This window comes from Azospirillum sp. Marseille-Q6669 (genome assembly GCF_965111635.1).
Map to the genome: position 1 here is coordinate 769,697 of NZ_CBCOOP010000002.1, position 24,200 is coordinate 793,896.

Here is a 24,200-nt window from a genome sequence, read left to right on the forward strand (position 1 = left end):
TCTTCGTTAACCGCCGGGGGCGACTGGACCCGAGAGTGATATCCAGGCGCGCCGATTGAGCCGGGGTCACCGAGCCTAGAGGTCGAGATCGGGGCCCTCGATGATGATCCGAAAGGCATCTCCATCGAACGGTGTTCGCGCCGTATGCTGCGCTACCCTTTCGTCGGTTAGCCCGGCGATCGCCCTGAACCGATGGTAGAAGTCGTGACGGCTGTCCGGCTCAAGCGTGGCAAGCGCCGCCCTGGCCTGCTTCGACAGGCGCTGCGGCAGCCATACGACGCTGCGCTCATTGACAACGAGGATCATCGAGCGGTGGGTGAAGCTGCTCGTGTCGCCAAGCTGCCCAGTCGACTTACCCTTATGGTGCTTTTGCAGCTTGAGCGCGAGAACAAGGCTTTTGCCCGACAAAGCAAGGCGATCAATTAACGCGTCGCGCCGGATCGACAGCCGGTAGCCGGTCTCTCCCCAGGAATGTTCGCCGACACCGCCTTCCGCACCCCAAGCTTCGGCACGATATGCCGGCACGCCGTCGCAAGACCAACTGCGCACGATGACATCGTCGGCCGCGATCGACTGCTCGGCACGCATCCATTCAGCGGGAAAAGGCCGATCAAGCGCCGTCGACGCGGCATAAGGGTCGTAGCGGTCGAGCTTGCGCTGGGTATTGGGTGTCTTGGACACCCATGCCTGAACGCTATGGTCCGCACGCCCGAAATGGCACGCGATCTCGTCCTCATCGTCGGGCAGCCAGCGGAAGAATGGCTCGTCCGACAGCAGGGTCATGACGGTCGACCGGGCATCGCCGGAATTGGCGATCACGCTGTGGATGGTCAGCGTCGTGTCGCGATCGAGCGACCACCGCGCCGATACCGGCAACCAGTCACTCGCCAGCGTGTCGCCGGCCAGCCCTAGCAGTGGCGAGAGCAGCGGCCGATCCTTGGCGAGTGATGCGGTCTCGCTGTCGGGCATCGCAAGCTCATGCGGCTTCGGAAGGTCGAGCGGGAACAGGTCGGTGAGATCGGCAAGCCAAAGCCCGTCGTCGCGGGAAACCAAATAGTCTTTGAGAAAGGCCATCCAGGCATCGCCATCCCAATGCTCGCCGACCACCGGTTGGGTGGCGATCAGGTCTCCGGCAACCAGCATCAGTGCGTGCCAGCCCAGATAACCGCCATATTGGTCGCTCTTGGGCATGTAGCCCGACGACCAGGAGCGATCGATACCATCACTACGCGCGTCCTCATACATTCCGCGGATGGTCGAATCCCATCCCCTCACTACCACGTTGATCCGGTCCTCGACCTGCCAGACCGGACAAGAGAAGACGTGACAGAGGCTTTCAACCTGATACTTGCGAAAATCATAGTCGAGTGAGAAGGCATGATCGGCGCGCGGCGACCCGTCGGGCCGCGGCAGATAACGGAACTCGGTATAGTCCGCCCGCGGCGCGTGAGGCCAGGGCGACCGGTTCACCGTCGCCAATCGCGCCGTCAGCGCGTCACGCCCGGCGGGGTCGAGGAGCGGCGCGATCGCGCGCAGCGCCATAAGCGCGAACTCGCGCATGACGACGTGCGGGAAGTTGGTCGAGAAGGCGACCCGCTCGAGATAGTCCCGGTGCCGGACCAGCGGCGACGCATCATCCTTGGCGATGCGGGCAAGCGCGATCAGCAACCAGAGCCGCGCGTGCAGGACATAGAATGGCAGCTTGGCATCGACGAACGGTAGCGCGCTGTCCGTTTCGGCCAGGATGACCAGATAGTCGATCACCTCGAACCGTCCCAACGCCGCGAAGCGCCGTACCGCATGGGCGGCGCGCCAGCGCATCGCGGCGCCCGAATGGCCAAGCCGCGACCAGATCAGCCCGGCGACCAATGCGTTTTCGTCGCTCGGCACAACGAACGACGGGGTCCACGGCCCGTCGCCAACTTCGGCCGGGAGCTTCGCGTCGGTCAGCGACAGGAAGCGCTCCAGTCCCTCCGCGATAGCGGCGGGGCTGGCGGCGCGCGCCAATTTGGCAGCGAGCGCAAGCCAGGCGTTCCCGCCCAGATTATCGGCATTGGCACGGAGCGCCGAGATCACCTGCTCGACGAGTAGCGCCAGGTCGGACCCGAAATATTTGACGAGGTCCCGCCAGCCCGCCAGCGCATCCCAACTCGAATTAGCAAGCTCGAGGGCATGCTTGGCGGCAAGGCGAAGGCCGAGCGCCGGCAGCGCGTCGCGCATGGCCGGGGACGCCGCAGCCCAGGCCAAGAGATGATCGTCGAGTGCGTGCAGCTTTTCAGCCAGCGTCGCTGCCGACGATCCGACAACCGCGCGAACAAAATCGAGCCGCGCCGCCGGGGTCGCAGGCTGCAATGCGAGTGTGCGCAGCGTCGATACGGCCCATCGCCGCCCCGCATGGTCGACCGCCTGTCCAAGAATCTCGCGATCGATCTGGTCGGGATCGGTCAGATCGACCGGATAGGGTGTGGGCGCGTCTGTGGCGGGCGCGGGCGGCAACGGGAGCGCGGCCGGCGGCCCCCGTCGTGCGAGCAAAGCCGCAATCCTCGTCCGCGAGGGTGACGCGATCGGCAGGTGCACTTCAGCGAGGCGATTGAGCCCCTCGATGGTCTGCTGCGGCGGCAACAGCTGATCGTTGCGATCGATTTCGACCAGAACAAGCTGGAAAAACCATTCAAGGCGTTCGGGCGCGAGCCGTTCAGCGATCGCAGCCGCCACGTCAGAGAAATGCCACGTCCAACTTTCAACTGGCGCCGACAACCCGCACAAGGCGGCGGCTGAATCGGACGACAGTTTCCCCGCCCTGACCAGTTCGGACAGCGCTGGGCCGAGCGAGAGACCGAGCTGGGCGGCACTCCGATCATCGAGCCGTCCCAGCGTGGCTAGCATCGCGCTACCAGCGATGGGGACCATCGCCTGGGCATATTCGATCCAGGGAAACCGATCGTCCTCGCCCTGGTTGAGTTCGAGGATGCGGGCCAGGCAGTGCGCGGCTTGGGGGCTCAGTTCGGGCCCAGGATAGTAGCCGGCGAGCTCGAGCAAATGGTTGGTGCGATCGAAATCGTCCGACCCGATTGCGTCAGCGAGATCGAGTGCGCGCCGGAAATAGACCGCGGCCTCATCGATGCCCACTCGCCACACCGCGCGGGCCAGATCGCCATAAGTCGAGACCCGGGTGCCAACATCGGTATCGAGCTGGATCTTGCGCTCGACCTGTGCGGCGAGCAGCAACGCGGCGTCGTGATGCGCGGGCACGCGCGACAGCCGCGCTACGACGTGGATGAGATCCGCCGTGTACAGGCCCGGCGCGGTCGCGACCCAATCCGCCATGCGGCGCGTCAACGCAGCATCGAGCGCGCCGAGGGCATCGGCGAGATAGAAGATCACTCTGAAACCGATCCGCGCAACGTACGCCTTGCCGTCGCGATAAGGATAGGTCGATGCTCGCTCAACGGTGGCAGTAAGCGCGTCGAACGCCGCCGCGACCGTATCGATTCGAGTCTGACCAGACGGCGGGCGAACGATGTCCGCCGACGCCTGTACAAAGGCGAGCAACGGGCGGATCCGCTCGCTCAGCGTCCGCGCATAGGCCGACCGCCTCGATTCATCGAGGCCGTCCCGTCGCTTCCGCCGAGGACGACCGCCCCCGGGGCTGGGTGGGGCAAGCTTCTGATTGAGAATACGCTCGAACGCGGCCGGGCCGCGCGCCTTGGCGCTTGCTGGCACGAGGGCCAGCAATTCAGTGGGGGCGATGTCGAGCAACGTTACCGGCTTACGGTTGAGCGCGGCCCGTACGCCCGCGCCGAGAACCGTGGCGTCGATCGTGCACTCGACCGAATAGTAACTCGAATAGTTGTGGATCGGCGCGGACGAATGCACCGCCACACCGATAATGGCGCCCGCGTCTCCTTCGAGACCGAGATCGATCGCTCGTGCGATCGCGAGGCTGGCCGCCATCGCCAGCGGTCCACTCTCCTCTTTCTCGGCTTCGTCGGCGCGCCCCAATTGCGCGATCAGCCGGCGCGCAACAGCGGGGTTGTCCCCCCAATAGCGGAGCGCTGCGGCATACAAAGCGCGTGAGGGCACGCGGCAATGTGCAAGGCGCCTTGAGAGGTCCATGGCCGGCGGATGCGGCGAGCGGCGATGACGCTCGAACAGGTCAAACAGGTCGTCAAACTTGCGAAACGCGAAGCCGCTGCCGCGCTGAGCGAGGAAATTGGCGACGCGGATGTCATTGCCAGATAGCATCTCTACATACGCGAAGCCGATATCGTCGTGGTCGCGTGACACCGCCCGGTCGTTGAACCGGTTGCCCGTCTTGGCTTTCAGCGCCCAGTTGTGCCAGTCGATCGATCGCCGCGCATGGCGGCGCGCCTCGTCGTGATCGCCGGCGAAGCTGCTTGCGATCCCTTGCGCCGCGTGTTTGCCGCCCGGCCAGCCAACCTGCGTGACCGCCAGGCGACGTTGCGCCTCGGCATCGCCGGCGACCGCGGCGAGATCGGGATATTCGTAGAGAAAGCGATCGGACCGCTCGTGCCCAGCTGCGACCAGCGACGCTTCCAGCAACAGCCGGAACAGATCGTCGCGCCGGCCGAGCTCGGCGCACAGCGAAATGGCGGCGGTGATCCGCGCGAGCCGGATATCGCGCGCGCTGACCAGCGACGAGCCATCGGGCACGCGTGAATCAAACGCCAAGCCGATCAGCTGATCGGCGTCGCGCAGCGAGGTGAGCAACGCGGGCAAGGCGCGTGCAGCGTAGCTCGAGCTCGATTGGCGTGCCTGGAGCCCGGCGATGATCCGACGCCGGTCGGCCGCGGCCCCTCCATAGGTCGACCGGATTAGCGTCTCGGTCGGCTCGTCGCGGAACATCAGGCCATGCGCCGTCCGTTCGAGGAGTGGCGCAAGATCGGAGGCGAAACTCTCGATCTGCGCTGCGTCGAGACCGTATGCGGCAGCAAGTTCATCGATCGGAACCGGCGGCACGAGCAACGCAATCCCGGTCAGGAGGAGGTCGATATCGGTGTTGGTTGCGCCGCGCGACCGCGCTTCCGCCCGCGCGCGCTCGAGGCGCTGGCGCAGCAGCGTATCGAGCAATGCTGCCGCTTCACCCGGCGTGTCGGGGAGGACGAGCGGATCGAACGGGCGTCCCGCAGCGATTAGATTGTCGAGGCAGCGCGGATTGCGGCCAGAACGCCCTATCAGCGCCGCTACCTCGACCGCCGTCGCGTCGGGCACGCGCCGGTGGATCAGGTCGCGCGCCTCGCCTTCGCTGAACTGCGGGATCGCGAAGGTCCGGCAAGAGGCATCGCCGGTCGCAATCGCGAGGCGCTCGGTCCGGCACGACGCAACCACCCGGACACCCTCGATCGGCTCAATCCCGATGCTGCGCAACAGCAGATGGGCAAAGGACGGCGCACCAGTTTCCTGTGCTGCAAGCCCAGCATGATCGACCGCATCGAGCACCAGCGAGACAAGCGCCCCGTCCTGCGTCTGCCGCGCGGTCGCCACGGCCTGGGCGAGCCGGCGACGAAAAGCCCTGAGCAGGCCCGTGACGTCGGTGACCGGCAAAAGGATGTCGCATAGCCCCTTCCCAGCCAGGAGATTGGCGAGATGAACGAGGGTGCGCTCGGGCAAGTGCCGTCCGTCGGACGGATTGCGCCACTGCCCGGCCCCGAACCCATCAAACAGAACGATCGGTCCCGCAGCGATCAGACGGTCAGCGAGGCCCTGCATCAGGACGGTCTTGCCCATGCCACCGGCCGCGTGCACGACTAGCGGGTCGCCAGGCAGCCGGGCAAGTTCGGCAACCTCTTCGAACACGGCGCGCGGTATCACATCGGCCACGTCCGGAAACGCATTGGGCGTCGGATACAACCGGTCTTCATGCTCGACATCAAGCTCGGCGAGCACCGCGACACGGTCGATGGTCTTGTCGGCGTCGCTCCCCGGGCCGGCCTTGATGCGGATGAGGTTCCGCAGCTTCAAGAGCCGCTTTTCGGCATCTGGATCGCTCGCCTCGCTCCACGCAGCGAGCGTGGCCGATACCGCGCGTTCGGCATCGACAAGGTTGCCTTGGCTGCCGACCAGATCGAACCGGCGGAGCAATCCGGCATGCGAATGGGAATAGTTTTTGAGAGCGGTGGCGAGTTGCGCGGCCTGACGTGCGACGTCGCCTTGCGTCTTCTCGCCCGATACGATCGCCGTTACCGCAGCCAGCAGGTTGACATGGATTGGCCGGTTGGTGGCGAACTCAAAGCGTACCACGCGGTCAACATGGTCATCGCCGTGCTTGGTCCGCAATTCTGCGTCCGTAACGGCAAACTTGGTGAGCGTTTTGGCCAAATCCGCAGCGCGTAACGCGCGGTCAGCGCTGGCAATCGAATATTTGAACTGGACAATTGCCACGTGCGAAGCGCGGGCGATGTCGCGCGCACCATGGTAGCGGACGAGATCGGCGATCTCCACCGCGCCGGTGCCGAGATCGCGCTCGTCAGCCTCATCGAAACCTTCGAGAGCGATCGCGACGAGGTCGGTGGCCGGATGCAGCAGCTCGAGCGCCGACCGCGCGGCCCAGGCCTCGTGATAAGCGTGCCCCGCTTTCGACGCGCGCACCTTGTCGATCGCGATCGAGGTTGTGTCGGTCTCGTTCTCGTCACTCATGGTCGCTCTAAACTCATGGTCGCTCTAATTCTTAGGCTCTTTCGGGCGGTGTTACACGTTAATTGCGTCGCTAGCCTCCCAATCAGATATGCCGTGCCTTCGGTGGCGGGAGAGGCGTACCGACCGCCACGTCTTGGTTGGCCCGCGAGTTAACGGGCGGAGGAACGGCAGCTTTCGGGACCGCCAATCGGCAGTCTGAGCGACTGTGATTAAGATGCAAAGCGGTCCTGAACGAAGATCGGCTTCAGGTCAGTCACGGACGATTAAGAGTGTCCTTAGAGCTCAAGCTGAACCAGTGGTGCTCTGCATCAAGGCGGTGACGCCCACCACCCTGCGGATCGCTTCACCCTTGACCCGTCCACAGCGCTGACTTGGACTTGCCCCGCACCATCCCCACGTCCTCACCCCCTCACGCCGCCACCAGACACCGCGTAGAGCAAGCTGGGACGGCCCGTGGATGCGATCTGATGGGGTGGGCGCTACATGGGTAGCCGGATGCCTTTCGGGACGCTGTACGGCACTCTAATGAGCTTTGGCATTCAGGGCGAGCGGCGCGCTCCTTCCTCCCGACCAGACCGTGCGGATCAGGGGTTAATCGGTCCCGTTCCCGGCTTGGCGTGCTGCGTCAGCCAGGACGGCGGCGCCGGGCAGCGCCGGGGCGGGTTGGTGCCCTCAATCGGGGCGGACTTTCGGCCTTTCATAGGAGAAAATCCCATTTTCCCTGCGAGTGCGCGCAAGAGAACCCACCCGGTGCAGACCCCTCTGCCGGAAATTCTGCACCCCCTACCCCCCCTCAGCCCTTGCCAGCACTCGACGAAGCGGCCGGCCACGCTCCCGCGGGTCTCCGCCCAGCTCGTCAGCATCGCGGGCCAGCTCCTGCACAAGCCGCGGAGGTTGCCCCCGGTCACCGCCCTCTCGGAAGGCTCCGGACACTGTTCCAATCTCTGGACATCCCTTCCGCGGCCCTCCGGTGACCGCTGGCGTGGCACTGCGCTGTGGTTCGCTCAGCTGGAGCCGCCAAGCTTCCGCTCACCGCCCAGCGACTGACGGGCGGCACCGACCACCCCAGGCAATCATCGACGATCCCCCGGCGCGAGCATGACACTCCGCACCTTCGAGCCCGGCCGCCTGTGCTTCGGACAACGACGGTTTATCGAATGCGCCCTCATCGCGGTCGTCACCGTGAACGGAGCGCCGCAACGAGCGCAGTGGGACTGCCAAATCACCAAGGTGGTTTCCATGCCGTCGAGGCGGATGTGCGGCCGGGTGCCAAGCACGGTGTACCGCTGGCCCGAAACGAAGGCGACAGATCCCACAGCGACAGGTTCGGTCAGGGCGATGACGTTTCGTTGGGTTATTCCAGCTTTCCGGAAGTTGGCAGGTAAGACACCGCCATGCGGAGGCGGTGTCTTACTCCTCCGTTAGGAGGAGAGGGGTGTGTAGGAACCTGTTTGAAGTGAACGAAATCAAAGACTTACGAACCCTGTCCGTAGTGTCCGTAGGGGTGTATGTGAACATAACGGAATCAAAGGCTTAGCTTACCTGTTCGTAGTGTCCGTAGGGGTGTCCGAACCCCCCTGCGCAGACTGTTCGAAGGTGTCCGTAGGGTCGGAGCCTGTGGCCCTTGCCCTGTCCGCATACCCCTTCGGAACGATACCCACGGCCTGACGCACCCCGTCAACGCGCCCCGGTGGACCGGCCCGGAGGTGGTCGAGCAGCTGGCGGCGGCTGGACCTGCCGCCCCTCACACGTCGGCTATCACCCCTGCGGTCTGAGGAGACCCCCATGCCTGACATCGAAGACATCTGGGACGACGACGAAGACCGCCGGGGCTACGTCCGGGAGGAGGCTCCCCAACGCCCCTCCATGACCACCAGCTACCGGTTCGGCGACCGCGTCGAGATGATCGCGGCATCCGACGCCAACCCGCAAAAGTTCGGTTTCTTCATCCGCCGCGGCACCTCCAAGGCCAAGTTCAACGGTGGCTCGTACATCGAGATGACCGATGGCAAGGGTGACGTCTGGCGCACCCCGCCGGACAATGTTCGCCCGGCTCCGCCGCTCGCCGTGGAGGCCGCCCCGGACAGCGACGCGCTGAAGCGTGAGCGCTACCTGTCCCGCGACCTGATGGACTTGCTCAAGTCCATGTTCGACGCCCCGACCATGGCCGCCGGCTACGCGATCCTCGCGGACTTCGCCCGCCAGTGGTGGCCGGAGGACCCGGTTGCGCTGAGGGCCGCCCCGGACCTGACCGAGCGCGCCGATATGTGGTGGGACGACAAGGACAACGAGACGCCATGGGACAGCCCGGAGGATTGGGCCAGGAACTCCGGCATGGTCGGCGGCGACGTCTCGACGATCACGTTCCAGCGCGCGGTGAGTCTGCCGAGCATCACCTGCACCATCGAATGCATTGATGATGACGAAACCGGCGAGCGTGAATACCGCGTCACGTACGATCGGGAGAATGGAGACGCCGCCCGCGTCTATGCACCCGCCGCAGCGCCGCAACCGCCGCTGCCGATCGGTTACATCCCCCTGCCGGTCGGCCTGCACCCCGACACCGCCGACTTGGTGACCGACTTCGCCGCCGCACTCGCGGAAAAGCTGCTGCTGGCCGAGGCCAAGTACAGGCTGCGCGATGAATGGAAGCGCGATGATTGGCGCGAGAAGCTGATCAGCGACGTGGTGGAACACGTCCACAAGGGCGACCCGCTCGACGTGGCTGCCTACTGCGCCTTCGCATGGTTCCACGGGTGGTCGATTGCGCCCGCCGCAGCGCCGGGAGGGGTGGAGGGGTGGCGGCCACCCAGCGAGGCCCCGACCGAAAAAGGTGCGCCGATCCTGCTGAAGTTCCGCATTTCCGGAGGCGACACGCACATCGGCGAAGGCCACGTCACCGAAACAGGCCACCTGTGGGTGCCGTACGTCTCCTTCCATCGCGACGACCCGAACGTCCTTGGTGTGATTGCGCTCTCCGCCTCTCCTGCCGCTCCGGCGGAACAGAGCGGGGAGGGGTGGAGGCCCATCACCGAAAAGCACATGACCGGGGACGAATGGCTGCTTTGGTGCCCGGCTGACGACCCGGAAATCTGCATCGGTCGCTATGAAAGCGGAGACGAAGAAGACGGCGTGCCGGCCATCGGCTGGGTGGAAAGCGCTTCCGGAGCTGATATCGACCCTTCTCACGCTCTGCCGCTCAGCGTTCTTCCGCCGGGGCCGACGCGCCGGGCCTCCGCTCCCGCCCCCAGGGAGGCGCGGCCGTGATCCAATACCTCTCCGGCGTCGTTCACCCGGCTATTTTTGGTGAGCGGAAGGACCTTCTTCCGGAACCGCGTCCCGATCTCGGGGTGATGCTGACGCCGGCAATGGGCAACCGCCCCGACCTGTCGTCCACGGCGTGGGCGGGGGACAACGCCTGCTTTTCTGACCCCGAAGGCTTCACCGTCGAAGGCTTCACGGAGTGGCTCCGCCGCATGGCGCCGTGGCGCGCGACATGCCTTTTCGCTGTAGCGCCAGACATTGTTGGCGATGCGGTTGCCACTTGGCAGCGGTCAGCGCCAGTCCTGCCGCTCATTCGCGCCCTGGGCTATCGAGCGGCCTACGTCGCACAGGACGGCCTGGAAAATCAGCTGGTGGAGTGGGATGCGTTCGACGTCCTTTTCATCGGCGGCCTCACCGACTGGAAGCTGTCGCACCACGCTCGGGAACTGACGGACGAGGCCCGCAGGCGGGGCAAGCCTGTGCACATGGGTCGCGTGAACAGCAAGAGGCGTCTGCGCACCGGGTCCATGTGGAACTGCACCAGCGTCGACGGCACCTTCCTCGCCCCTGCTCCCGACCACAACCTGCTACGCCTCATCGGCTGGCTGAACGAACTCAACCGCGAACCGTCGCTCCAACTCGGCGGCGCTCATCAGAATGGACGTGCCGCATGAACCGCGTCATTGGCTTTTCGGCGGCCGCCTATGCCGCCACCATCCCCGCCTCGAACTGGCTCATCCAGACCGTCGGCACCGTCTGCATGCCGCTGGGGCCGTGCCTGATCCCTGTTGCCCCCGGCATTCTCACCCCGAGCGACGTCTTGCTGATCGGCGCTGCTCTGGTCCTGCGGGATGTGGTGCAGCGCGCTCTTGGCCTCCGCTGGTCCCTGGCCGCCGTCCTGGTCGGGACGCTGCTGGCCGCGCTTATTGCTCCTCCGGCTCTGGTCACTGCGTCGGCGGCGGCATTCTTGTTCAGCGAGTTAGCTGACACCGCGGTCTATACCCCGCTCCAGCGCCGGGGGTTGGTTCTGGCTGTGGCCGCCTCCGGCGCAGTGGGCCTCCTGGTGGACAGCACCCTCTTCCTCTGGCTGGCCTTTGGCAGCTTGGCCCACCTCTCCGGCCAGATCATCGGCAAGGCCGAAATGATCCTGCTGAGCCTGCCGCTGATCGCCATGGCGCGCCGCAGCCACCTGATCGATTTCGCACCGGTCGAGACGAAGGAGCCTTCCCATGGCTGACCGCGCCTTCCCCATCCTCTACCCAAACCGCCGGCCGGCCGACGCCCCCCGGTCAATCCCCTGGAGCCTTGTCGCGCCCCATAGGGCACAGGCGCAAATCAACCACGGCCAGACCCTCGAACGGCTGGCAGAACGCGGCGGCCTCGCGCCCTGCGAGCTGCTGGCCGTGCTGGAGAACCGCCCCTTCCGCCGCATGTTCCCGGACGATGCCATTCGGCAGGTCCGGGCGCTGATCGAGGCGTTCGAGCTGGGTGCGGCGAGCGTCCGACCCGGCGCCGAGCGCATGGAGGTCGCCGATGCGTGACCAGCTCATCTTGCCGGCCAAGGCCCTCTCCATCCGGGCGCCCTGGTGGTGGGCGATCCTGCACATGGGCAAGGACATCGAGAACCGCGGCTGGCCGACCAGCTACCGCGGCCCCGTCCTGATCCACGCCTCGTCATGGTGGCGCCAGGAGGAGGCGATGGAGGACGCCGACGAGGCGGGCAGCATCATGCGCTCCACCGGCTTCCGCCCGCTCGACAGCGCGTTCCCCACGGACGACGCCGGCCAGCCAATCCGCCGCCTCACCCCCGCCATGCTGAAGGCGGCCAGCGGCTGCATCGTCGGCACGGTCGAGATCGCGGATTGCGTCAGCCAGTCGGACAGCCCCTGGTTCTTCGGACGCTTCGGCTTCGTGCTGCGCAACCCGGTGGCCTTCGCCCAGCCGATCCCGTGCAAGGGGGCGTTGAGCTTCTTCAGCCCATCGCCGGAGGTGATGTCCGCGGTCCGCCAGCAGGTGGAGGCGATCCATGCCTAACCTGGATCTGGCCATGGCCGTCATCCTCTCGCTGACCGGCGCGGCGATCTCCACCGCTGGCGCGATGCTGGCCGCTCGCACGCTCAAGCTGGTCGCCGCTGAGCGCAAGGCGGTGGCGAAGCTGATCGACGCCCATCTTGACTGGGTTGTGCGGGATGAGCTTCGGCAAGAACGGGAGCGTGACCGTGGCTGACACCCCGCAACGCATCCAGCGCCGTCGGTCGAAGGGCTGGCGGATGCCGGCGAACACCGTCTACGTCGGGCGGGGTAGCCGATGGGGGAACCCCTGTGCCGTCGGCGACATGGTGATGATGGGGTCCGATCATACCGCCGGGGAGCCGAAGATCGGACCGGCGACGGCGGAGGACGCGGTGCTCTACTTCCGCAAGCGCACCGTGCCTGCGCTCCTGAAGATCAACCGGGCTTGGCTGGAGCCGCTGCGCGGAAAGAACCTCGCCTGTTGGTGCAAGCCCGACCAGCCGTGCCACGCCGACGTTCTGCTGGAGCTGGCCAACCAGCCCATGCTCGAGTCGGACGCCGACAAGCTGGAGGCGCGGGAGGTGGCGATTGGCTAAACGTCAATCCCATCTCCGAGTCGCAGCCGATCCAGAGCAAGTCGATTCACTCTTCGGCCTGGAGCGATCAGTGCGCGTCAGCACGGCCGCGACCTTGCTCGACGCAGACGAGTGGCACATACGCAAGCTGCTGAAGGACGGAGAGTTGCAGGGGCACCGGCTGGGAAAGCGTGGGGTTCGCATCCTCGTTTCCTCCATCGAGGATTACCGCAACCGAGGGAAAATCGCCAATAGCGGCAAGAGGGTACCGCCAAAGCCGAAGCCCACCAAGGCGAGTGCGGCACACTTGGAAGCTCTCTCATACTTGCAACAGTTGGGGATTCTGCCGCAGCCTTCCAATGGTGCAGCGAAGCCAAGAGGACGGCAATGACCGTATATAAGAACAAGGAGCGCGGGCGATGGATGTTCAACTTCGTCCGCAATGGCCAGCGGCACGCCGGGTATTGCGTTGATCCCATTACCGGCGAGCCAGCCAAGACCAAGACTGACGCCAAGAGAATTGAGGAAGCCCTAAAAACGGAGGCGAATAAGGAAGAGCCTACAGCGCCCATCATCCCAAACACTTACACCATTGCACAAATGTTTGCCGCATACAGTTCTCGAAAGAGCGGCAACAAGGATTGGACAAACAAGGAAATTTACATCCGGGACTTGGCTATCTGGTTTGGAGCAGCCACTCCTGTATCCGATATCACTGAGCAGCGCATCTGGGATTATATCGCCTGGGCACGCTCTCAGCCCGTGATGATCTATCGCGGCGGACCGAAGGCCTGCACGCCGGAAGAGCGAGCCTCCAGCTACGCCCCTTCGAAGGACGGGCGGACCCGTGCCGATTCGACCATCAATCGGTACCTCGTGACGCTGCGCGAGGCCCTGGCCATCGCTCACAGCCAGAAGGACAGTGCCGGCCGCTCTCTCCTGCCCGATTCGCCGAAGGTGCCCAAGCTGGCTGAGGCCGAGCATCTGCCCCGGCCCGTCTCCGACCACGATCTCAACGCCCTGCGCTCCCGGACACCGCCCTATCTCGCTGACGGCATGCTGCTGGTCCGCCTGATGGGCTTCCGCAAGGCGGAGGTGTTCAGCCTGACCGTAGATCAAGTCGACCTGAACAACCGAGGCGTCTGGCTTGCGGCAGAGGACACAAAGGCGAAGCGTGCGGAGTTCGTTCCCGCCAATGAGGAGGCTATAGAACTTCTGCGTCGGCTGATCCGGCAGGCCAAGGAGAGGCAGGTGCCCTACCTGTTCGCATACCAACGTGGCAAGCCGAAGGACCCAACCAAGGCGCCATGGCTACCGCTCAAGAGCCCCATGAAAGCTTGGCAGAATGCCTGCAAGGCGCTGGGCATCAAGCACCGCTTCCACGACACCAAGGCAAGCTACGTCACAGCGGTTGCCCACGTCGCGCCGGCGGCTGTCACTCAGCAGCTCGCGCGTCACAAGAGCTATGACACGACGAAGCGGTACCTGCGCGTGGCGGACGAGGCGGCCCGGCGCGCTGTCGACGCCATTACCATGAAGGCGGCCGGCGATCCCGATCCTGTACCAACTCGCAAACAGATTTCGCAAACAGGCGAGACTGCCGGCTCGCAAACGCCCCTTGCGACAGGCAAAGAAAAGGCCTCTAAGCCATTGAGCTTAGAGGCCTTTTCACCGTCCGGAACATTGGTCGGAGCGACAGGATTTGAACCTGCGACCCCCAGACCCCCAGTCTGATGCGCTACCAGGCTGCGCTACGCTCCGTTCGACGGACCGCCCTTCGTTCCGGAAGGGAGCGGGACTATAGCCGGGACCTTGGTCCAACGCAAGCGCTACAGTTCACTTTTTTTCATACCCCTCGAATTTCCTTATCCTCCCCCACTGCGAGCAGAAGACGCGCCTCCCTCAACTCGTCGAGGGCCTGGGCGATGGCCTGCCGGATGGTGTCCGGCAGGCTGTCCAGCGCAACATCCGGAGCGGCCTCCTCCATGGCGGACAAGGCCACGGGTGCCTCCTCCGCAGCGGCCTCGACGGCATCCGGCTCGTCCGGCCCGACGTCCACCCTGCGGGATTCGGGCCTGCGGGATTCGGAATCGTCGTCGACCTTCCCGTCCTTCAGAAGACGCTGGACACCCTTGATCGTGTAGCCCTCGCCATACAGCAGGTTCTGAATCTGCCGCAGCAGGTCCACATCCTCCGGGCGGTAGTAACGCCGCCCCCCACCGCGCTTGAGCGGGCGGAGTTGCGGGAACTTGCCTTCCCAGAAACGCAGCACATGCTGAGGCACGTCCAGATCGGACGACACCTCGCTGATCGTGCGGAACGCCGTGGCGGACTTCGTGGTGCCGCGCGCCTTCATGTCCGGGAAACCTTTCCGGGAAACCTACGTTGTCGGCCGGTCCGTGCGGCGGCTCAGGAAGCCGCCTTCACGCGCTGCGCCTCGGCTTCCTCCGCCTCCACGACCTCGTTGATGCGGTTCTTCAGGACGTGGCTCGCCCGGAAGACCAGAACGCGCCTGGGCAGGATCGGAACCTCTTCGCCGGTCTTCGGGTTGCGGCCGACCCGCTGCCCCTTCTGCCGGATCTGGAAACTGCCGAAGGACGAGATCTTGACCATCTCGCCGCGGGCCAGAGCGTCGGAGATCTCCTCCAGGACGCTTTCGACCAGATCGGCGGACTCGTTGCGCGACAGGCCGACCTCTTGGTAGACCGCTTCGCTGAGCTGCGCGCGGGTGACGGTGTTCTGTGACATGGTTCGCTTCCCCCCCGAAACCATAGGGGAAAAACCGTAATCCGGGGAAAGAACCCGGTCAATTCAAAAGCTTGGATCGCGTCGTTGTGAGCGGCGCAGCAAACGCACCCGTGCCGGAAAGCGAAGTGGGTGCGCCGCTTACCAGCGCACCATCGCGGCACCCCAGGTCAGGCCACCGCCGATGGCCTCCATGAGGATCAGGTCGCCACGCTTCACACGGCCGTCGTGCACCGCCTCGCACAGCGCCAGCGGGATCGAGGCGGCGGAAGTGTTACCGTGGCGATCCACCGTCAACACAACCTTGTCGGAGGGCAGCTTGAGCTTGCGGGCGATGCCGTCGATGATCCGCTGGTTGGCCTGGTGCGGCACCAGCCAGTCCACCGCCGACGGCTCCAGGCCGTTGGCCGCCAGGGCCTCCTCGACGACCGAGGACAGCTTGCTGACGGCGTGGCGGAAAACATCCTGGCCGTTCATCCGCACATGCCCGGCCGTGCCGGTGGTCGACGGGCCGCCATCGACATAGAGCAGCCCGTACTGGGCGCCGTCCGAATGCAGGTGCGTGGATAGAACGCCGCGGTCCGCCGACGTCCCGGCGGCGTCGTAGCCGTCCATCACCACCGCCCCGGCGCCGTCGCCGAACAGGACGCAGGTGGTGCGGTCCTTCCAGTCGAGCAGGCGGGAGAAGGTCTCCGCGCCGATGACCAGGGCGCGGTTGGCCTGCCCGATGCGGATGAAGTTGTCGGCAATCGCCATAGCGTAGACGAATCCGGCGCACACCGCCTGGATGTCCAGCGCGAAACCCTTGGTCCCCAGAGCCGCCTGGACCTTCGTCGCGGTGGCCGGGAAGGTGTTGTCCGGAGTCGTCGTTGCCAGCACGATGCAGTCGATGCTGGCGGCGTCCACCCCGGCATGCTCCAGCGCACGGGTCGCCGCGGCGATGGCGAGGTCGGAGGTCAGTTCCCCGTCGGCGGCGATGTGGCGCGACTTGATGCCGGTGCGCTGGACGATCCACTCGTCCGAGGTGTCCACGCGGGCTTCAAGGTCGCGATTCGTGACGACGTTGGCCGGGAGGTAGGAACCGCAGCCGAGAACTCGGGAACGCTTGACCATGATGTTAGACCGCCGCCGCCTTCGTGTCGGGAAGAGGCTTGGCGTCGGCGAGACGCTGCATCTCTTCCTTGATTCGGTCGTTGAAACCGTTTGCCGCCAGATTGTAGGCCACACCGATGGCGTTGGCGAACCCGATGGCGTCGGTGCCCCCGTGGCTCTTCACGCAGACGCCGCGCAGGCCCAGGAACATGGCGCCGTTGTAGCGGCGCGGATCGGTGCGCTGCTTCAACCGCTTGAAGGCCCCGCGGGCCAGCAGGTAGCCGAGACGCGCCGTCCAGGAGGACTGGAACGTCCGGCGCAGGAACTCCGTGAAGAGCTTCGCCGTGCCTTCGGCGGTCTTCAGGGCGACGTTGCCGGTGAAGCCATCGGTGACGATCACGTCCACCGTGCCGGTGGCGATGTCGTTGCCCTCGACGAATCCGTGGAAACGCCCGGGCAGCGGCATTTCGCGCAGACGGGTCGCGGCGGCGCGCACCACCTCGTTCCCCTTCACCTCTTCCGAACCGATGTTCAGCACGCCGATGGTCGGCTCGGACAGGTTCAGCGCGGTGCGCGCGAAGACCGCGCCCATCACGGCGAACTGCACGAGGTTCTCGGGCTGGCATTCGGTGTTGGCGCCGAGGTCGAGCATGACGCTCTCCCCCCGCAGGGTCGGGAAGAAGGAAGCGATGGCCGGACGGTCGATTCCGGGAATCGTCTTCAGCACGAACTTGGCCATGGCCATGAGCGCGCCGGTGTTGCCGGCGGAGACCACACAGGCAGCTTGCCCGCCCGCCACCGAGTCGATGGCGAGACGCATGCTCGACTGGCGCCCGGCGCGCAGCGCGACCGACGGCTTGGCGTCGCCGGCCACGGCGTCCGGGGTGTGGCGCACCTCGGCCACCGCTCTCAAGGCGGGCCGCTGCGCGAGCAGCGGCTCGATGCGGGCGGTGTCCCCGAACAGCAGGTAATGCACCTGCGGGTGACGCTCGCGGGCGATATCCGCCCCGGCAATCACCATGTCGGGTCCTTTGTCACCGCCCATGGCATCAAGGGCAATGGTCAGGCGCTGGCTCACCGCGGACAGGCTCCCTGGCTAGGACGTAGGGCGGCCAACCAAACCGCCATCAGGCCGCCGGAGCGCTCTGAACCACTTCGCGCTGGTCGTAGTGACCGCAAGAGCCGCAGACATGGTGCGGGCGCTTCAGCTCGCCGCAGTTCGAGCACTCGGCGTAGGACGAGGTCGGGAGAGCGTGGTGCGAGCGACGCATGTTGCGGCGCGACTTGGAGGTCTTCTTCTTCGGAACAGCCATGGCCGTAAACTCTCTTCATTGTAAAAGGCGGCCCGAAGAGGGGCCGCCTGACGCGAGCGGCATTCAATACGGCAATTGCCCCCGAAGGGCAAGCCCGTTCCGCCCTCAATTCTGTCGTTTCAGACGTTCCAGCGCGGCGAACGGGTTCGGCTTCTCCGGGTCGGCGCCGGCATCATCATCGGCGGGGGCCGCAGCCTCCTCCTCCTCTTCGCCTTCGCTGTATCCGTCGAACGCCACGCCTTCTGCATGAGGATAGGGGTCGAGCGCCAGGGACAAATGCTGGGCGGCCAATTCGCCGATGTCGATGCGTCCGTTGGTCATCGCCTCCGGAATGTCCTCCTCGGCGACGTTCGGGTCGATCTCGATCTCGTCCTCCTCGCCGGGGACCATCGACTCCGGCGCGAACAGAGCGCCAAAGCGGTCGGAAACCTGGGCGGGCACCGGCTCCAGCGTGATGACGCAGGTCTGCACCACGTCGGCCTCCAGTTCCCCTTCGACGCGCACCATCTGTCCGCCGCGCACGGAGCGCAGGCGGACCCGGGCGATCAGTCGTCCGATTCCCTCCAGTTCGAACCGCTCGGCCAGCGCCTTGCGCTCGGCCTCCGTCGCCTCGATGGTTTCGACCAGATCGCTGTCGCGGTGGACGGCGTCGGCGCGGACGATGCGCGAGAATTCCGGAGCGGGGCCGGCGGAGAGCGGGGGCGTGTTGCGCATATCAGGCAGTTCCTTGTCACAGCGCCCGTTCTGGAGCGGGCGCCTTCGTCTCAGTGTCAGATGAATTCGGACGCCGGGAAAGGCAAGTCCAATTGGCGCGGCCTATAGTAAGGAGAGACCCGATGGGTGCGATCAGCCGGCGCCGGGAGGCGGACCGAAGCGGACCTCTCCGGCCATGAGCGACTCCAGCGGTTGCGTCTCCAGCCCGGCGGCCTCGCGCCGGACATAGGCCGCCAGGACGGCCAGCCGCTGCGGCGGGACCTCCGATGCGGTGCCATAGACGTTGTTGTCGAGCGCAACCTGCAACGCCGCGTCGCCTTCGTCACCGTCTTCGGCGGCGAGCGCACGGTCGTATACCTCGATCCGGCCGGCGATGCCGCGCGCCATGGTCTTGATGCGCCGCCCGACTCCGCTGTCGCCCACCCCCTGCTCCATCAACGACTTTTCGAAATGATCGATCATCGCCTCGAAGAGCAGGCGCGAGCGGTCCGCGGCAGCAGCCCCCTGCCCTTTCAGGCGGCGCATCACCAAGAAGACGTGAAGCACCACCATGTCAAAGCGCCCGTCCAGCGTGTCGGGAACCCCAAGGTCACGGTAGAAGGCCGGCAGGCGGGCCTGCGCTGCGATGGTGAGATAGAAATCGGCGACGGCGCGGGCTTCACGCCGACGCCGGAACAGGCGGTCAAGCACGGTTTCTCTCTCGCTCGGAGTTTCGTTGACAGGACAAACCGCGCGATGCGATTGTCCCGGCATTGCGGGCGGAGTCCGGCCTGCCGCAAGGGTCCGGCGGTCCTCCCGCGCCATCATAGCCTGAGCACCATGACGAGATCGATTCCTTCGGCGCTGTGCGCCTTCGCCTTTCTGGGTCTCGCCGTCTCCGCGTGCTCGCCCACCGTGGCGACCCGCGGCAACATGGCGGACCCCGACCGCATCGCCGAGATCAAGGCCGGCCAGTCGCGGCGGGAGGATGTGGCGGACATCCTCGGCACGCCGACCTCCGTGGGAACCTTCGACCAGAATGTCTGGTACTACATCGGCCAGAAGACGGAGAAGGTCGCCTTCTTCCAGCCGAGCGTGATGGAGCGCCGTGTCGTCGTCGTCCATTTCGACGACGCTGGCGTGGTGACCGAGATGAAGCAGCTCGACGCCACCGACGGGCAGCAGATCGACATCGTCGATCGCAGCACCCCCACCGCCGGCCGCGAGCTGAGCTTCCTCGAACAGATGCTCGGCAACGTCGGGCGCTTCTCCGCCAAGGATTCGCGCAACCGTGGCCCCGGCCGCTGACGTCAACCAGTCTGCAGAGACGCGAAAAGCCCCGCTTCCGCGGGGCTTTTCTTTTGGTGCCGATCCGGTAGGCGACCCGTCGATCCGCCTCAGCCGATCTGGGCGAGGATTGCCAGCAGCAGGATCGCCACGATGTTGGTGATCTTGATCATCGGGTTGACCGCCGGGCCGGCGGTGTCCTTGTACGGGTCGCCGACGGTGTCGCCGGTCACCGCCGCCTTGTGCGCGTCGGAGCCCTTGCCGCCGTGGTTCCCCTCCTCGATGTACTTCTTGGCGTTGTCCCAGGCGCCGCCGCCCGAGGTCATCGAGATGGCGACGAAGATCCCCGTCACGATGGTGCCCAGCAGCATGGCGCCCAAAGCGGCGAAAGCCTGCGCCTGACCGGCGATGGCCGCGATGACAATGTACAGGACCACCGGCGCCAGCACCGGCAGCAGCGACGGGATGATCATCTCCTTGATCGCGGCGCGGGTCAGCATGTCGACGGCACGGCCATAGTCGGGTTTGGCGGTACCCTCCATGATGCCGCTGATCTCACGGAACTGGCGGCGCACCTCGACCACCACCGATCCGGCGGCGCGCCCGACCGCGGTCATGCCCATCGCCCCGAACAGGTAGGGCAGCAGGCCGCCGATCAGCAGCCCGACGACCACATAGGGATCGTCCAGCCGGAACTCGACCGCCACGTTCGGGAAATAGTGCTTCAGATCCTGCACATAGGCGGCGAACAGCACCAGCGCGGCCAGACCGGCGGAACCGATGGCGTAGCCCTTGGTCACCGCCTTGGTGGTGTTGCCGACGGCGTCCAGCGCGTCGGTCGTCACGCGGATGTCCTTCGGCATGTCGGCCATTTCCGCGATGCCGCCGGCGTTGTCGGTCACCGGTCCGTAGGCGTCCAGGGCCACCACCATGCCGGCCAGAGCGAGCATCGTGGTCGCCGCGATGCCGATCCCGAAGATGCCGGCCTGCCCGTAGGCGATGATGATGCCGACGCAGATGACCAGGACAGGAAGCGCCGTCGCCTCCATCGACACGGCCAAGCCCTGGATCACGTTGGTGCCGTGCCCGGTCTCCGACGAGCGGGCGACGCTGCGCACCGGGCGGAAGGCGGTGGAGGTGTAGTATTCGGTGATCCACACCAGCAGGCCGGTCACGCCCAGCCCGACCAGGGACGAGACGAACAGGTTGCCGCCGGTCACATAGCCGCCGCCGTTAAGGGGAATCGGTCGGGTGAAGCCGAACATGATCGCGGTCACGATCAGGATGAGCACCAGCGAGATGCCCGCGGTAGCGGCCAAACCCTTGTAGAGGGCGGCCATGATGTTGTTGTTGCTGCCCAGTTTCACGAAGAAGGTACCGGCGACGGAGGCGGCGATGCAGACCGCGCCGATGACCAGCGGGTAGACGAGCAACAGGCGGATCACCTCGCCCGAAAAGAAAATCGCCGCCAGCAGCATGGTGGCGACGATGGTGACGGCGTAGGTTTCGAAGAGGTCGGCGGCCATGCCGGCGCAGTCGCCGACATTGTCGCCCACATTGTCCGCGATCACCGCGGGGTTTCGGGGATCGTCCTCCGGGATGCCGGCCTCGACCTTGCCCACCAGATCGGCGCCGACGTCGGCTCCCTTGGTGAAGATGCCGCCGCCCAGCCGCGCGAAGATGGAGATCAGCGAGGCGCCGAAGCTGAGGGCGACCAGGGCCTCCAGCACGGAGCGGACCTCGATCGGGTCGGTCACGAGGTAGATCATGGTCAGGATGCCGTAATAGACACCCACCCCCAACAGACCCAGCCCGACCACCAGCATGCCGGTGATCGCCCCCGCCTTGAAGGCGATGTCCAGCGCCGGGGCCAAGCCATGGGTCGCCGCTTGGGCCGTGCGCACGTTCGCCCGCACCGACACGTTCATCCCGATATAGCCGGCTGCCCCCGACAGGACCGAACCGATCAGGAAGCCGATCGCCACATGCAGGCCGAGGAAGGCGCCGAGGATGATGAGAAGAACCACGCCGGCGATGGCGATGGTGGTGTACTGGCGATTCAGATAGGCTCGGGCGCCCTCCTGCACGGCCGCAGCGATCTCCTGCATGCGGTCGGAACCGGCGGAGGCCGCCATGACTTGCTTGCCCGCGTAGTACCCATACGCCAGGGCCAACAGGCCGCTGGCGATGATGATGACGAACGCTGCTGCCATCGGTTCCCCCAAATTCTTATGGTTTCGGGCCCGATTACCGCCTTGTCGTGAGAACGACCCGTACAAACGAAGGTGGATGACGGGCGAGTTGTTCCGAAAAAGGATGCCGAAGAGAATGGCACAATGCAACAGCCGCCACGCCCGAATAGGCGCGGCGATTTGGCCGAGGCGCTCCTGACTTTCGGATAGGCTTTTTTCAGAACGGTTACAAATTGCGCTGTGTAACCACCTGAACAAGAACATTTTGCACCACACCCTCTCCCACGACTTTCGCAGCGGCAGCGGCAAGTTTTTCTTTTACGGCAATGATGTTGACCAAGTTGCCCGTCATCACCGACCGGTCGTCCACGGCGGCGTAGAGGGTCGACAGGCAGCGGTCGTAGACGAGCGGCTGGCGGGCCTGGACATAGGGAATCTTGTCGAGAACGACCTCCAGCGTGACGACCACGGTCACGAACTGCTCGACCTTCTGCGTGCCGATGGCCGGAACGACAAAGGGAGCCATGCGGACAAAGCCGGTGGGCGGCTTGGGCGGCGGCTCCTCCTTTTTGGGGGCCGACTCCTCACGCTCGACGAAATACTTGTTGTAGATCATCCAGCCGCCGAAGCCCGCGCCACCCAGCAGCAGCAGGCCCAAAACCAGCAATATGACGGCCTTGATCACACCCATCCCTTCCCGGATACGGAACGGATGGAGCCTAGCGCCGCCCTGCTTTCGATTGCGTTAAGCGGAGTCGCGCCACCGGGAGGCTGTCAGAAATGGTCCCAGCCGCGAGTCGGCAGGTCGAGAACCCGCCCCTGCGCATCGGTCACTGTGACGTCTCCCGCCGCCCCCTCCACGAGATGGCCGATGGCCGTCACCGGAACGCCGGTCTCCGCCGACAGGGCGGCGAGCGCCGGCGCGGCGTCCTCCGCGGCGGTGAAGAGCAGTTCGTAATCGTCGCCGCCGGTCAGAGCCATGGCGAAGCGCACCGGATCATCGCCGATCACCGTCCTTGCGGCGTCCGAGAGAGGCACGCGACCCGACTCCAGAACGGCGGCGCAGCCCGATTCCTCACAGAGATGGCCGAGATCCGCGACCAGACCGTCGGAGACGTCCAGGCAGCCGGTCGCCAGCCCGACCAGACGCGGCCCCAGCGTGGTCCGCGGATCGGGCCGCCGCAGACGCCCCAGCAGCACGGCGCGCGCCGAGTCGTCGGTCACCTCCAGCGTTCCGTAGGCGATCCGCAGGCCGAGCGCCGCGTCGCCGATGCTGCCGGTGACGTAGACTCGGTCGCCGGGGCGCCCGCCCCAACGCGGCACCGCCCCGCCCTTCGGCACCAGACCGAAGGCGGTCACCGACAGGGTGATGGGTCCGGAGGTCGAGACCGAGTCGCCGCCCGCCAGCGCGATTCCGAACCGGGCCTGATCCTCGCCAAGACCGGCGGCGAAGCCGGCCAGCCAGTCCTCCCCCACCGTCTTCGGCAGGGCGGTGACCAGGGTGTAGGCGTATGGAGCCGCCCCCATGGCGGCGAGGTCCGACAGGTTGGTGCGCAGCAGCTTTGCGGCGATGTCGCCGGGCGCGTCGTCGGGAAAGAAATGGACGCCCGCCACCATGGCGTCCGTGGTGACGACCAGTTCCTGGTCCGGTGGAACGCCGAACACGGCGGCGTCGTCGGCAAGCCCGCGGGCGCCCGGAAAACCGGACGCCAGCGGCCTGAAGTAACGGTCGATCCGCCCGAACTCGCCGAGCGGCTTGCCGGTCTGTGCCCTAGCGGTCTTTGGGCTGGTCACGGCTGGGGTCCGGCTGGGCCAGTTCATCCGGCCGCAGCGCGCGGGCCACATGGTCGAGCACGCCGTTCACCATGCCCGGCTCTCGCCCCGCGAAGAAGGCGTGCGCCACGTCCACATACTCGCTGATGAGGATGCGCGGGTGCGTGTCGTTGTGGACGAACAGCTCATAGGCGCCGGCCCGCAGGATGGCGCGCATCAGCAATTCCAGGCGGTCCAGCGCGTAGCGCGGCTCCAGGGCCGAGGCCAGCATGCCGTCGACCTCCGCCCGGCGGTGCGCGACACCACGGACGATGTCGGCGAACAGCTGCGGATCGGCGGCGACGAACTTCGCCCCGTCGATCTCCTCACCCAGCCGGTGATTGACGAATTCGCCGATCACGGATTCCACGGCGATGCCGGTCGGTTCGATCTGGTTCAGGTCGATCTGGTACAGGGCCTGGACGGTGGCAAGGCGCGCGGCCTTGCGCCGGGCCTTGGCCGATCCGCCACCCGTCCGGTTCCGGGAGCCGCGCTTCTGTTTCGCGCGGCCAGCCGCGTCGTCGTTGCTCATGATGCTCTTACTGTCAGGAATTGCA

Annotated in this window: 22 protein-coding genes and 1 tRNA gene; 10 read left to right on the forward strand and 13 right to left on the reverse strand. The window is 65.9% G+C overall.

What is annotated here, in order from left to right:
* Positions 1–75: 75 nt before the first annotated feature.
* Complete coding sequence (locus tag ACWPXE_RS14925) at positions 76–6,657, reverse strand: hypothetical protein (RefSeq protein ID WP_454018458.1); 6,582 nt, start codon at positions 6,655–6,657, stop codon at positions 76–78.
* 1,866 nt (positions 6,658–8,523) lie between these two features.
* On the opposite strand from ACWPXE_RS14925, the gene ACWPXE_RS14930 reads away from it, so the two are divergent.
* From ACWPXE_RS14930 to ACWPXE_RS14970, 9 genes are all read left to right on the forward strand, one after another.
* Positions 8,524–9,924, forward strand: coding sequence for a hypothetical protein (locus ACWPXE_RS14930; RefSeq protein ID WP_454018459.1), 1,401 nt, complete (start codon positions 8,524–8,526; stop codon positions 9,922–9,924).
* Positions 9,921–10,595, forward strand: coding sequence for a hypothetical protein (locus ACWPXE_RS14935; protein ID WP_454018460.1), 675 nt, complete (start codon positions 9,921–9,923; stop codon positions 10,593–10,595). The genes ACWPXE_RS14930 and ACWPXE_RS14935 overlap by 4 nt, the downstream gene beginning before the upstream one ends.
* Positions 10,592–11,158 carry a VUT family protein gene (locus ACWPXE_RS14940; RefSeq protein WP_454018461.1) on the forward strand — a complete coding sequence of 189 codons (567 nt, stop codon included), beginning with the start codon at positions 10,592–10,594 and terminating at the stop codon, positions 11,156–11,158. The genes ACWPXE_RS14935 and ACWPXE_RS14940 overlap by 4 nt, the downstream gene beginning before the upstream one ends.
* On the forward strand, positions 11,151–11,462 hold the full coding sequence (locus ACWPXE_RS14945; protein WP_454018462.1) for a hypothetical protein: 312 nt from the start codon (positions 11,151–11,153) through the stop codon (positions 11,460–11,462). Before ACWPXE_RS14940 ends, ACWPXE_RS14945 begins: the two co-directional genes overlap by 8 nt.
* Positions 11,455–11,955 carry an ASCH domain-containing protein gene (locus ACWPXE_RS14950; RefSeq protein WP_454018463.1) on the forward strand — a complete coding sequence of 167 codons (501 nt, stop codon included), beginning with the start codon at positions 11,455–11,457 and terminating at the stop codon, positions 11,953–11,955. Before ACWPXE_RS14945 ends, ACWPXE_RS14950 begins: the two co-directional genes overlap by 8 nt.
* Entirely contained in the window at positions 11,948–12,148 is a 201-nt protein-coding gene (locus tag ACWPXE_RS14955; RefSeq protein WP_454018464.1) for a hypothetical protein, read from the forward strand. Before ACWPXE_RS14950 ends, ACWPXE_RS14955 begins: the two co-directional genes overlap by 8 nt.
* Positions 12,141–12,530 carry a DUF4326 domain-containing protein gene (locus tag ACWPXE_RS14960; RefSeq protein WP_454018465.1) on the forward strand — a complete coding sequence of 130 codons (390 nt, stop codon included), beginning with the start codon at positions 12,141–12,143 and terminating at the stop codon, positions 12,528–12,530. Before ACWPXE_RS14955 ends, ACWPXE_RS14960 begins: the two co-directional genes overlap by 8 nt.
* Positions 12,523–12,900 (forward strand): hypothetical protein, encoded by a 378-nt coding sequence (locus ACWPXE_RS14965; protein WP_454018466.1) that lies wholly within the window; start codon positions 12,523–12,525, stop codon positions 12,898–12,900. The genes ACWPXE_RS14960 and ACWPXE_RS14965 overlap by 8 nt, the downstream gene beginning before the upstream one ends.
* A gap of 665 nt (positions 12,901–13,565) precedes the next feature.
* A complete protein-coding gene (locus ACWPXE_RS14970) occupies positions 13,566–14,243 on the forward strand; it encodes a tyrosine-type recombinase/integrase (protein WP_454018781.1) in 678 nt (225 codons plus the stop codon).
* Here ACWPXE_RS14970 and ACWPXE_RS14975 read toward each other — a convergent pair.
* The 8 genes from ACWPXE_RS14975 to ACWPXE_RS15010 all read right to left on the reverse strand — a co-directional run bounded on the left by ACWPXE_RS14975 (position 14,194) and on the right by ACWPXE_RS15010 (position 19,063).
* Positions 14,194–14,270 (reverse strand) — tRNA-Pro (locus ACWPXE_RS14975). The genes ACWPXE_RS14970 and ACWPXE_RS14975 overlap by 50 nt on opposite strands.
* 85 nt (positions 14,271–14,355) lie before the next feature.
* The gene (locus ACWPXE_RS14980) at positions 14,356–14,865 is read right to left on the reverse strand and encodes a MerR family transcriptional regulator (protein WP_454018467.1); all 510 of its coding nucleotides are present in this window, start codon (positions 14,863–14,865) and stop codon (positions 14,356–14,358) included.
* A gap of 53 nt (positions 14,866–14,918) precedes the next feature.
* Complete coding sequence (locus ACWPXE_RS14985) at positions 14,919–15,257, reverse strand: integration host factor subunit alpha (RefSeq protein WP_174439151.1); 339 nt, start codon at positions 15,255–15,257, stop codon at positions 14,919–14,921.
* 138 nt (positions 15,258–15,395) lie between these two features.
* Positions 15,396–16,367 carry a beta-ketoacyl-ACP synthase III gene (locus ACWPXE_RS14990; protein WP_454018468.1) on the reverse strand — a complete coding sequence of 324 codons (972 nt, stop codon included), beginning with the start codon at positions 16,365–16,367 and terminating at the stop codon, positions 15,396–15,398.
* A 4-nt stretch (positions 16,368–16,371) separates the two neighbouring features.
* On the reverse strand, positions 16,372–17,424 hold the full coding sequence (gene plsX / locus ACWPXE_RS14995) for a phosphate acyltransferase PlsX (protein WP_014240745.1): 1,053 nt from the start codon (positions 17,422–17,424) through the stop codon (positions 16,372–16,374).
* Between the two features lie 49 nt (positions 17,425–17,473).
* Complete coding sequence (gene rpmF, locus ACWPXE_RS15000) at positions 17,474–17,659, reverse strand: 50S ribosomal protein L32 (RefSeq protein ID WP_014240744.1); 186 nt, start codon at positions 17,657–17,659, stop codon at positions 17,474–17,476.
* A gap of 105 nt (positions 17,660–17,764) precedes the next feature.
* The gene (locus ACWPXE_RS15005) at positions 17,765–18,373 is read right to left on the reverse strand and encodes a YceD family protein (RefSeq protein WP_454018469.1); all 609 of its coding nucleotides are present in this window, start codon (positions 18,371–18,373) and stop codon (positions 17,765–17,767) included.
* A 132-nt stretch (positions 18,374–18,505) separates the two neighbouring features.
* Entirely contained in the window at positions 18,506–19,063 is a 558-nt protein-coding gene (locus tag ACWPXE_RS15010) for a ubiquinol-cytochrome C chaperone family protein (RefSeq protein WP_454018470.1), read from the reverse strand.
* Between the two features lie 129 nt (positions 19,064–19,192).
* On the opposite strand from ACWPXE_RS15010, the gene ACWPXE_RS15015 reads away from it, so the two are divergent.
* A complete protein-coding gene (locus ACWPXE_RS15015; protein WP_014240740.1) occupies positions 19,193–19,660 on the forward strand; it encodes an outer membrane protein assembly factor BamE in 468 nt (155 codons plus the stop codon).
* Between the two features lie 89 nt (positions 19,661–19,749).
* Here ACWPXE_RS15015 and ACWPXE_RS15020 read toward each other — a convergent pair whose 3' ends face one another.
* The 4 genes from ACWPXE_RS15020 to nusB form a co-directional block, all read right to left on the reverse strand.
* Positions 19,750–21,852: a sodium-translocating pyrophosphatase gene (locus ACWPXE_RS15020; protein WP_454018471.1), complete on the reverse strand. Its 2,103-nt coding sequence runs from the start codon at positions 21,850–21,852 to the stop codon at positions 19,750–19,752.
* 205 nt (positions 21,853–22,057) lie between these two features.
* The gene (locus ACWPXE_RS15025; protein ID WP_454018472.1) at positions 22,058–22,522 is read right to left on the reverse strand and encodes a hypothetical protein; all 465 of its coding nucleotides are present in this window, start codon (positions 22,520–22,522) and stop codon (positions 22,058–22,060) included.
* 83 nt (positions 22,523–22,605) lie between these two features.
* Entirely contained in the window at positions 22,606–23,625 is a 1,020-nt protein-coding gene (thiL, locus tag ACWPXE_RS15030; RefSeq protein ID WP_454018473.1) for a thiamine-phosphate kinase, read from the reverse strand.
* On the reverse strand, positions 23,603–24,175 hold the full coding sequence (nusB, locus tag ACWPXE_RS15035; protein ID WP_454018474.1) for a transcription antitermination factor NusB: 573 nt from the start codon (positions 24,173–24,175) through the stop codon (positions 23,603–23,605). Before nusB ends, thiL begins: the two co-directional genes overlap by 23 nt.
* Between the last annotated feature and the right edge of the window lie 25 nt (positions 24,176–24,200).

Coding starts and splice junctions, on each gene's coding strand:
- ACWPXE_RS14925 (WP_454018458.1), bottom strand. CDS start 6,657: ATGAGTGACGAGAACGAGACCGACACAACCTCGATCGCGATCGACAAG.
- ACWPXE_RS14930 (WP_454018459.1), top strand. CDS start 8,524: ATGACCACCAGCTACCGGTTCGGCGACCGCGTCGAGATGATCGCGGCA.
- ACWPXE_RS14940 (WP_454018461.1), top strand. CDS start 10,592: ATGAACCGCGTCATTGGCTTTTCGGCGGCCGCCTATGCCGCCACCATC.
- ACWPXE_RS14945 (WP_454018462.1), top strand. CDS start 11,151: ATGGCTGACCGCGCCTTCCCCATCCTCTACCCAAACCGCCGGCCGGCC.
- ACWPXE_RS14950 (WP_454018463.1), top strand. CDS start 11,455: ATGCGTGACCAGCTCATCTTGCCGGCCAAGGCCCTCTCCATCCGGGCG.
- ACWPXE_RS14955 (WP_454018464.1), top strand. CDS start 11,948: ATGCCTAACCTGGATCTGGCCATGGCCGTCATCCTCTCGCTGACCGGC.
- ACWPXE_RS14970 (WP_454018781.1), top strand. CDS start 13,566: ATGCTGCTGGTCCGCCTGATGGGCTTCCGCAAGGCGGAGGTGTTCAGC.
- ACWPXE_RS14980 (WP_454018467.1), bottom strand. CDS start 14,865: ATGAAGGCGCGCGGCACCACGAAGTCCGCCACGGCGTTCCGCACGATC.
- ACWPXE_RS14985 (WP_174439151.1), bottom strand. CDS start 15,257: ATGTCACAGAACACCGTCACCCGCGCGCAGCTCAGCGAAGCGGTCTAC.
- ACWPXE_RS14990 (WP_454018468.1), bottom strand. CDS start 16,367: ATGGTCAAGCGTTCCCGAGTTCTCGGCTGCGGTTCCTACCTCCCGGCC.
- rpmF (WP_014240744.1), bottom strand. CDS start 17,659: ATGGCTGTTCCGAAGAAGAAGACCTCCAAGTCGCGCCGCAACATGCGT.
- ACWPXE_RS15005 (WP_454018469.1), bottom strand. CDS start 18,373: ATGCGCAACACGCCCCCGCTCTCCGCCGGCCCCGCTCCGGAATTCTCG.
- ACWPXE_RS15015 (WP_014240740.1), top strand. CDS start 19,193: ATGACGAGATCGATTCCTTCGGCGCTGTGCGCCTTCGCCTTTCTGGGT.
- ACWPXE_RS15020 (WP_454018471.1), bottom strand. CDS start 21,852: ATGGCAGCAGCGTTCGTCATCATCATCGCCAGCGGCCTGTTGGCCCTG.
- ACWPXE_RS15025 (WP_454018472.1), bottom strand. CDS start 22,522: ATGGGTGTGATCAAGGCCGTCATATTGCTGGTTTTGGGCCTGCTGCTG.
- nusB (WP_454018474.1), bottom strand. CDS start 24,175: ATGAGCAACGACGACGCGGCTGGCCGCGCGAAACAGAAGCGCGGCTCC.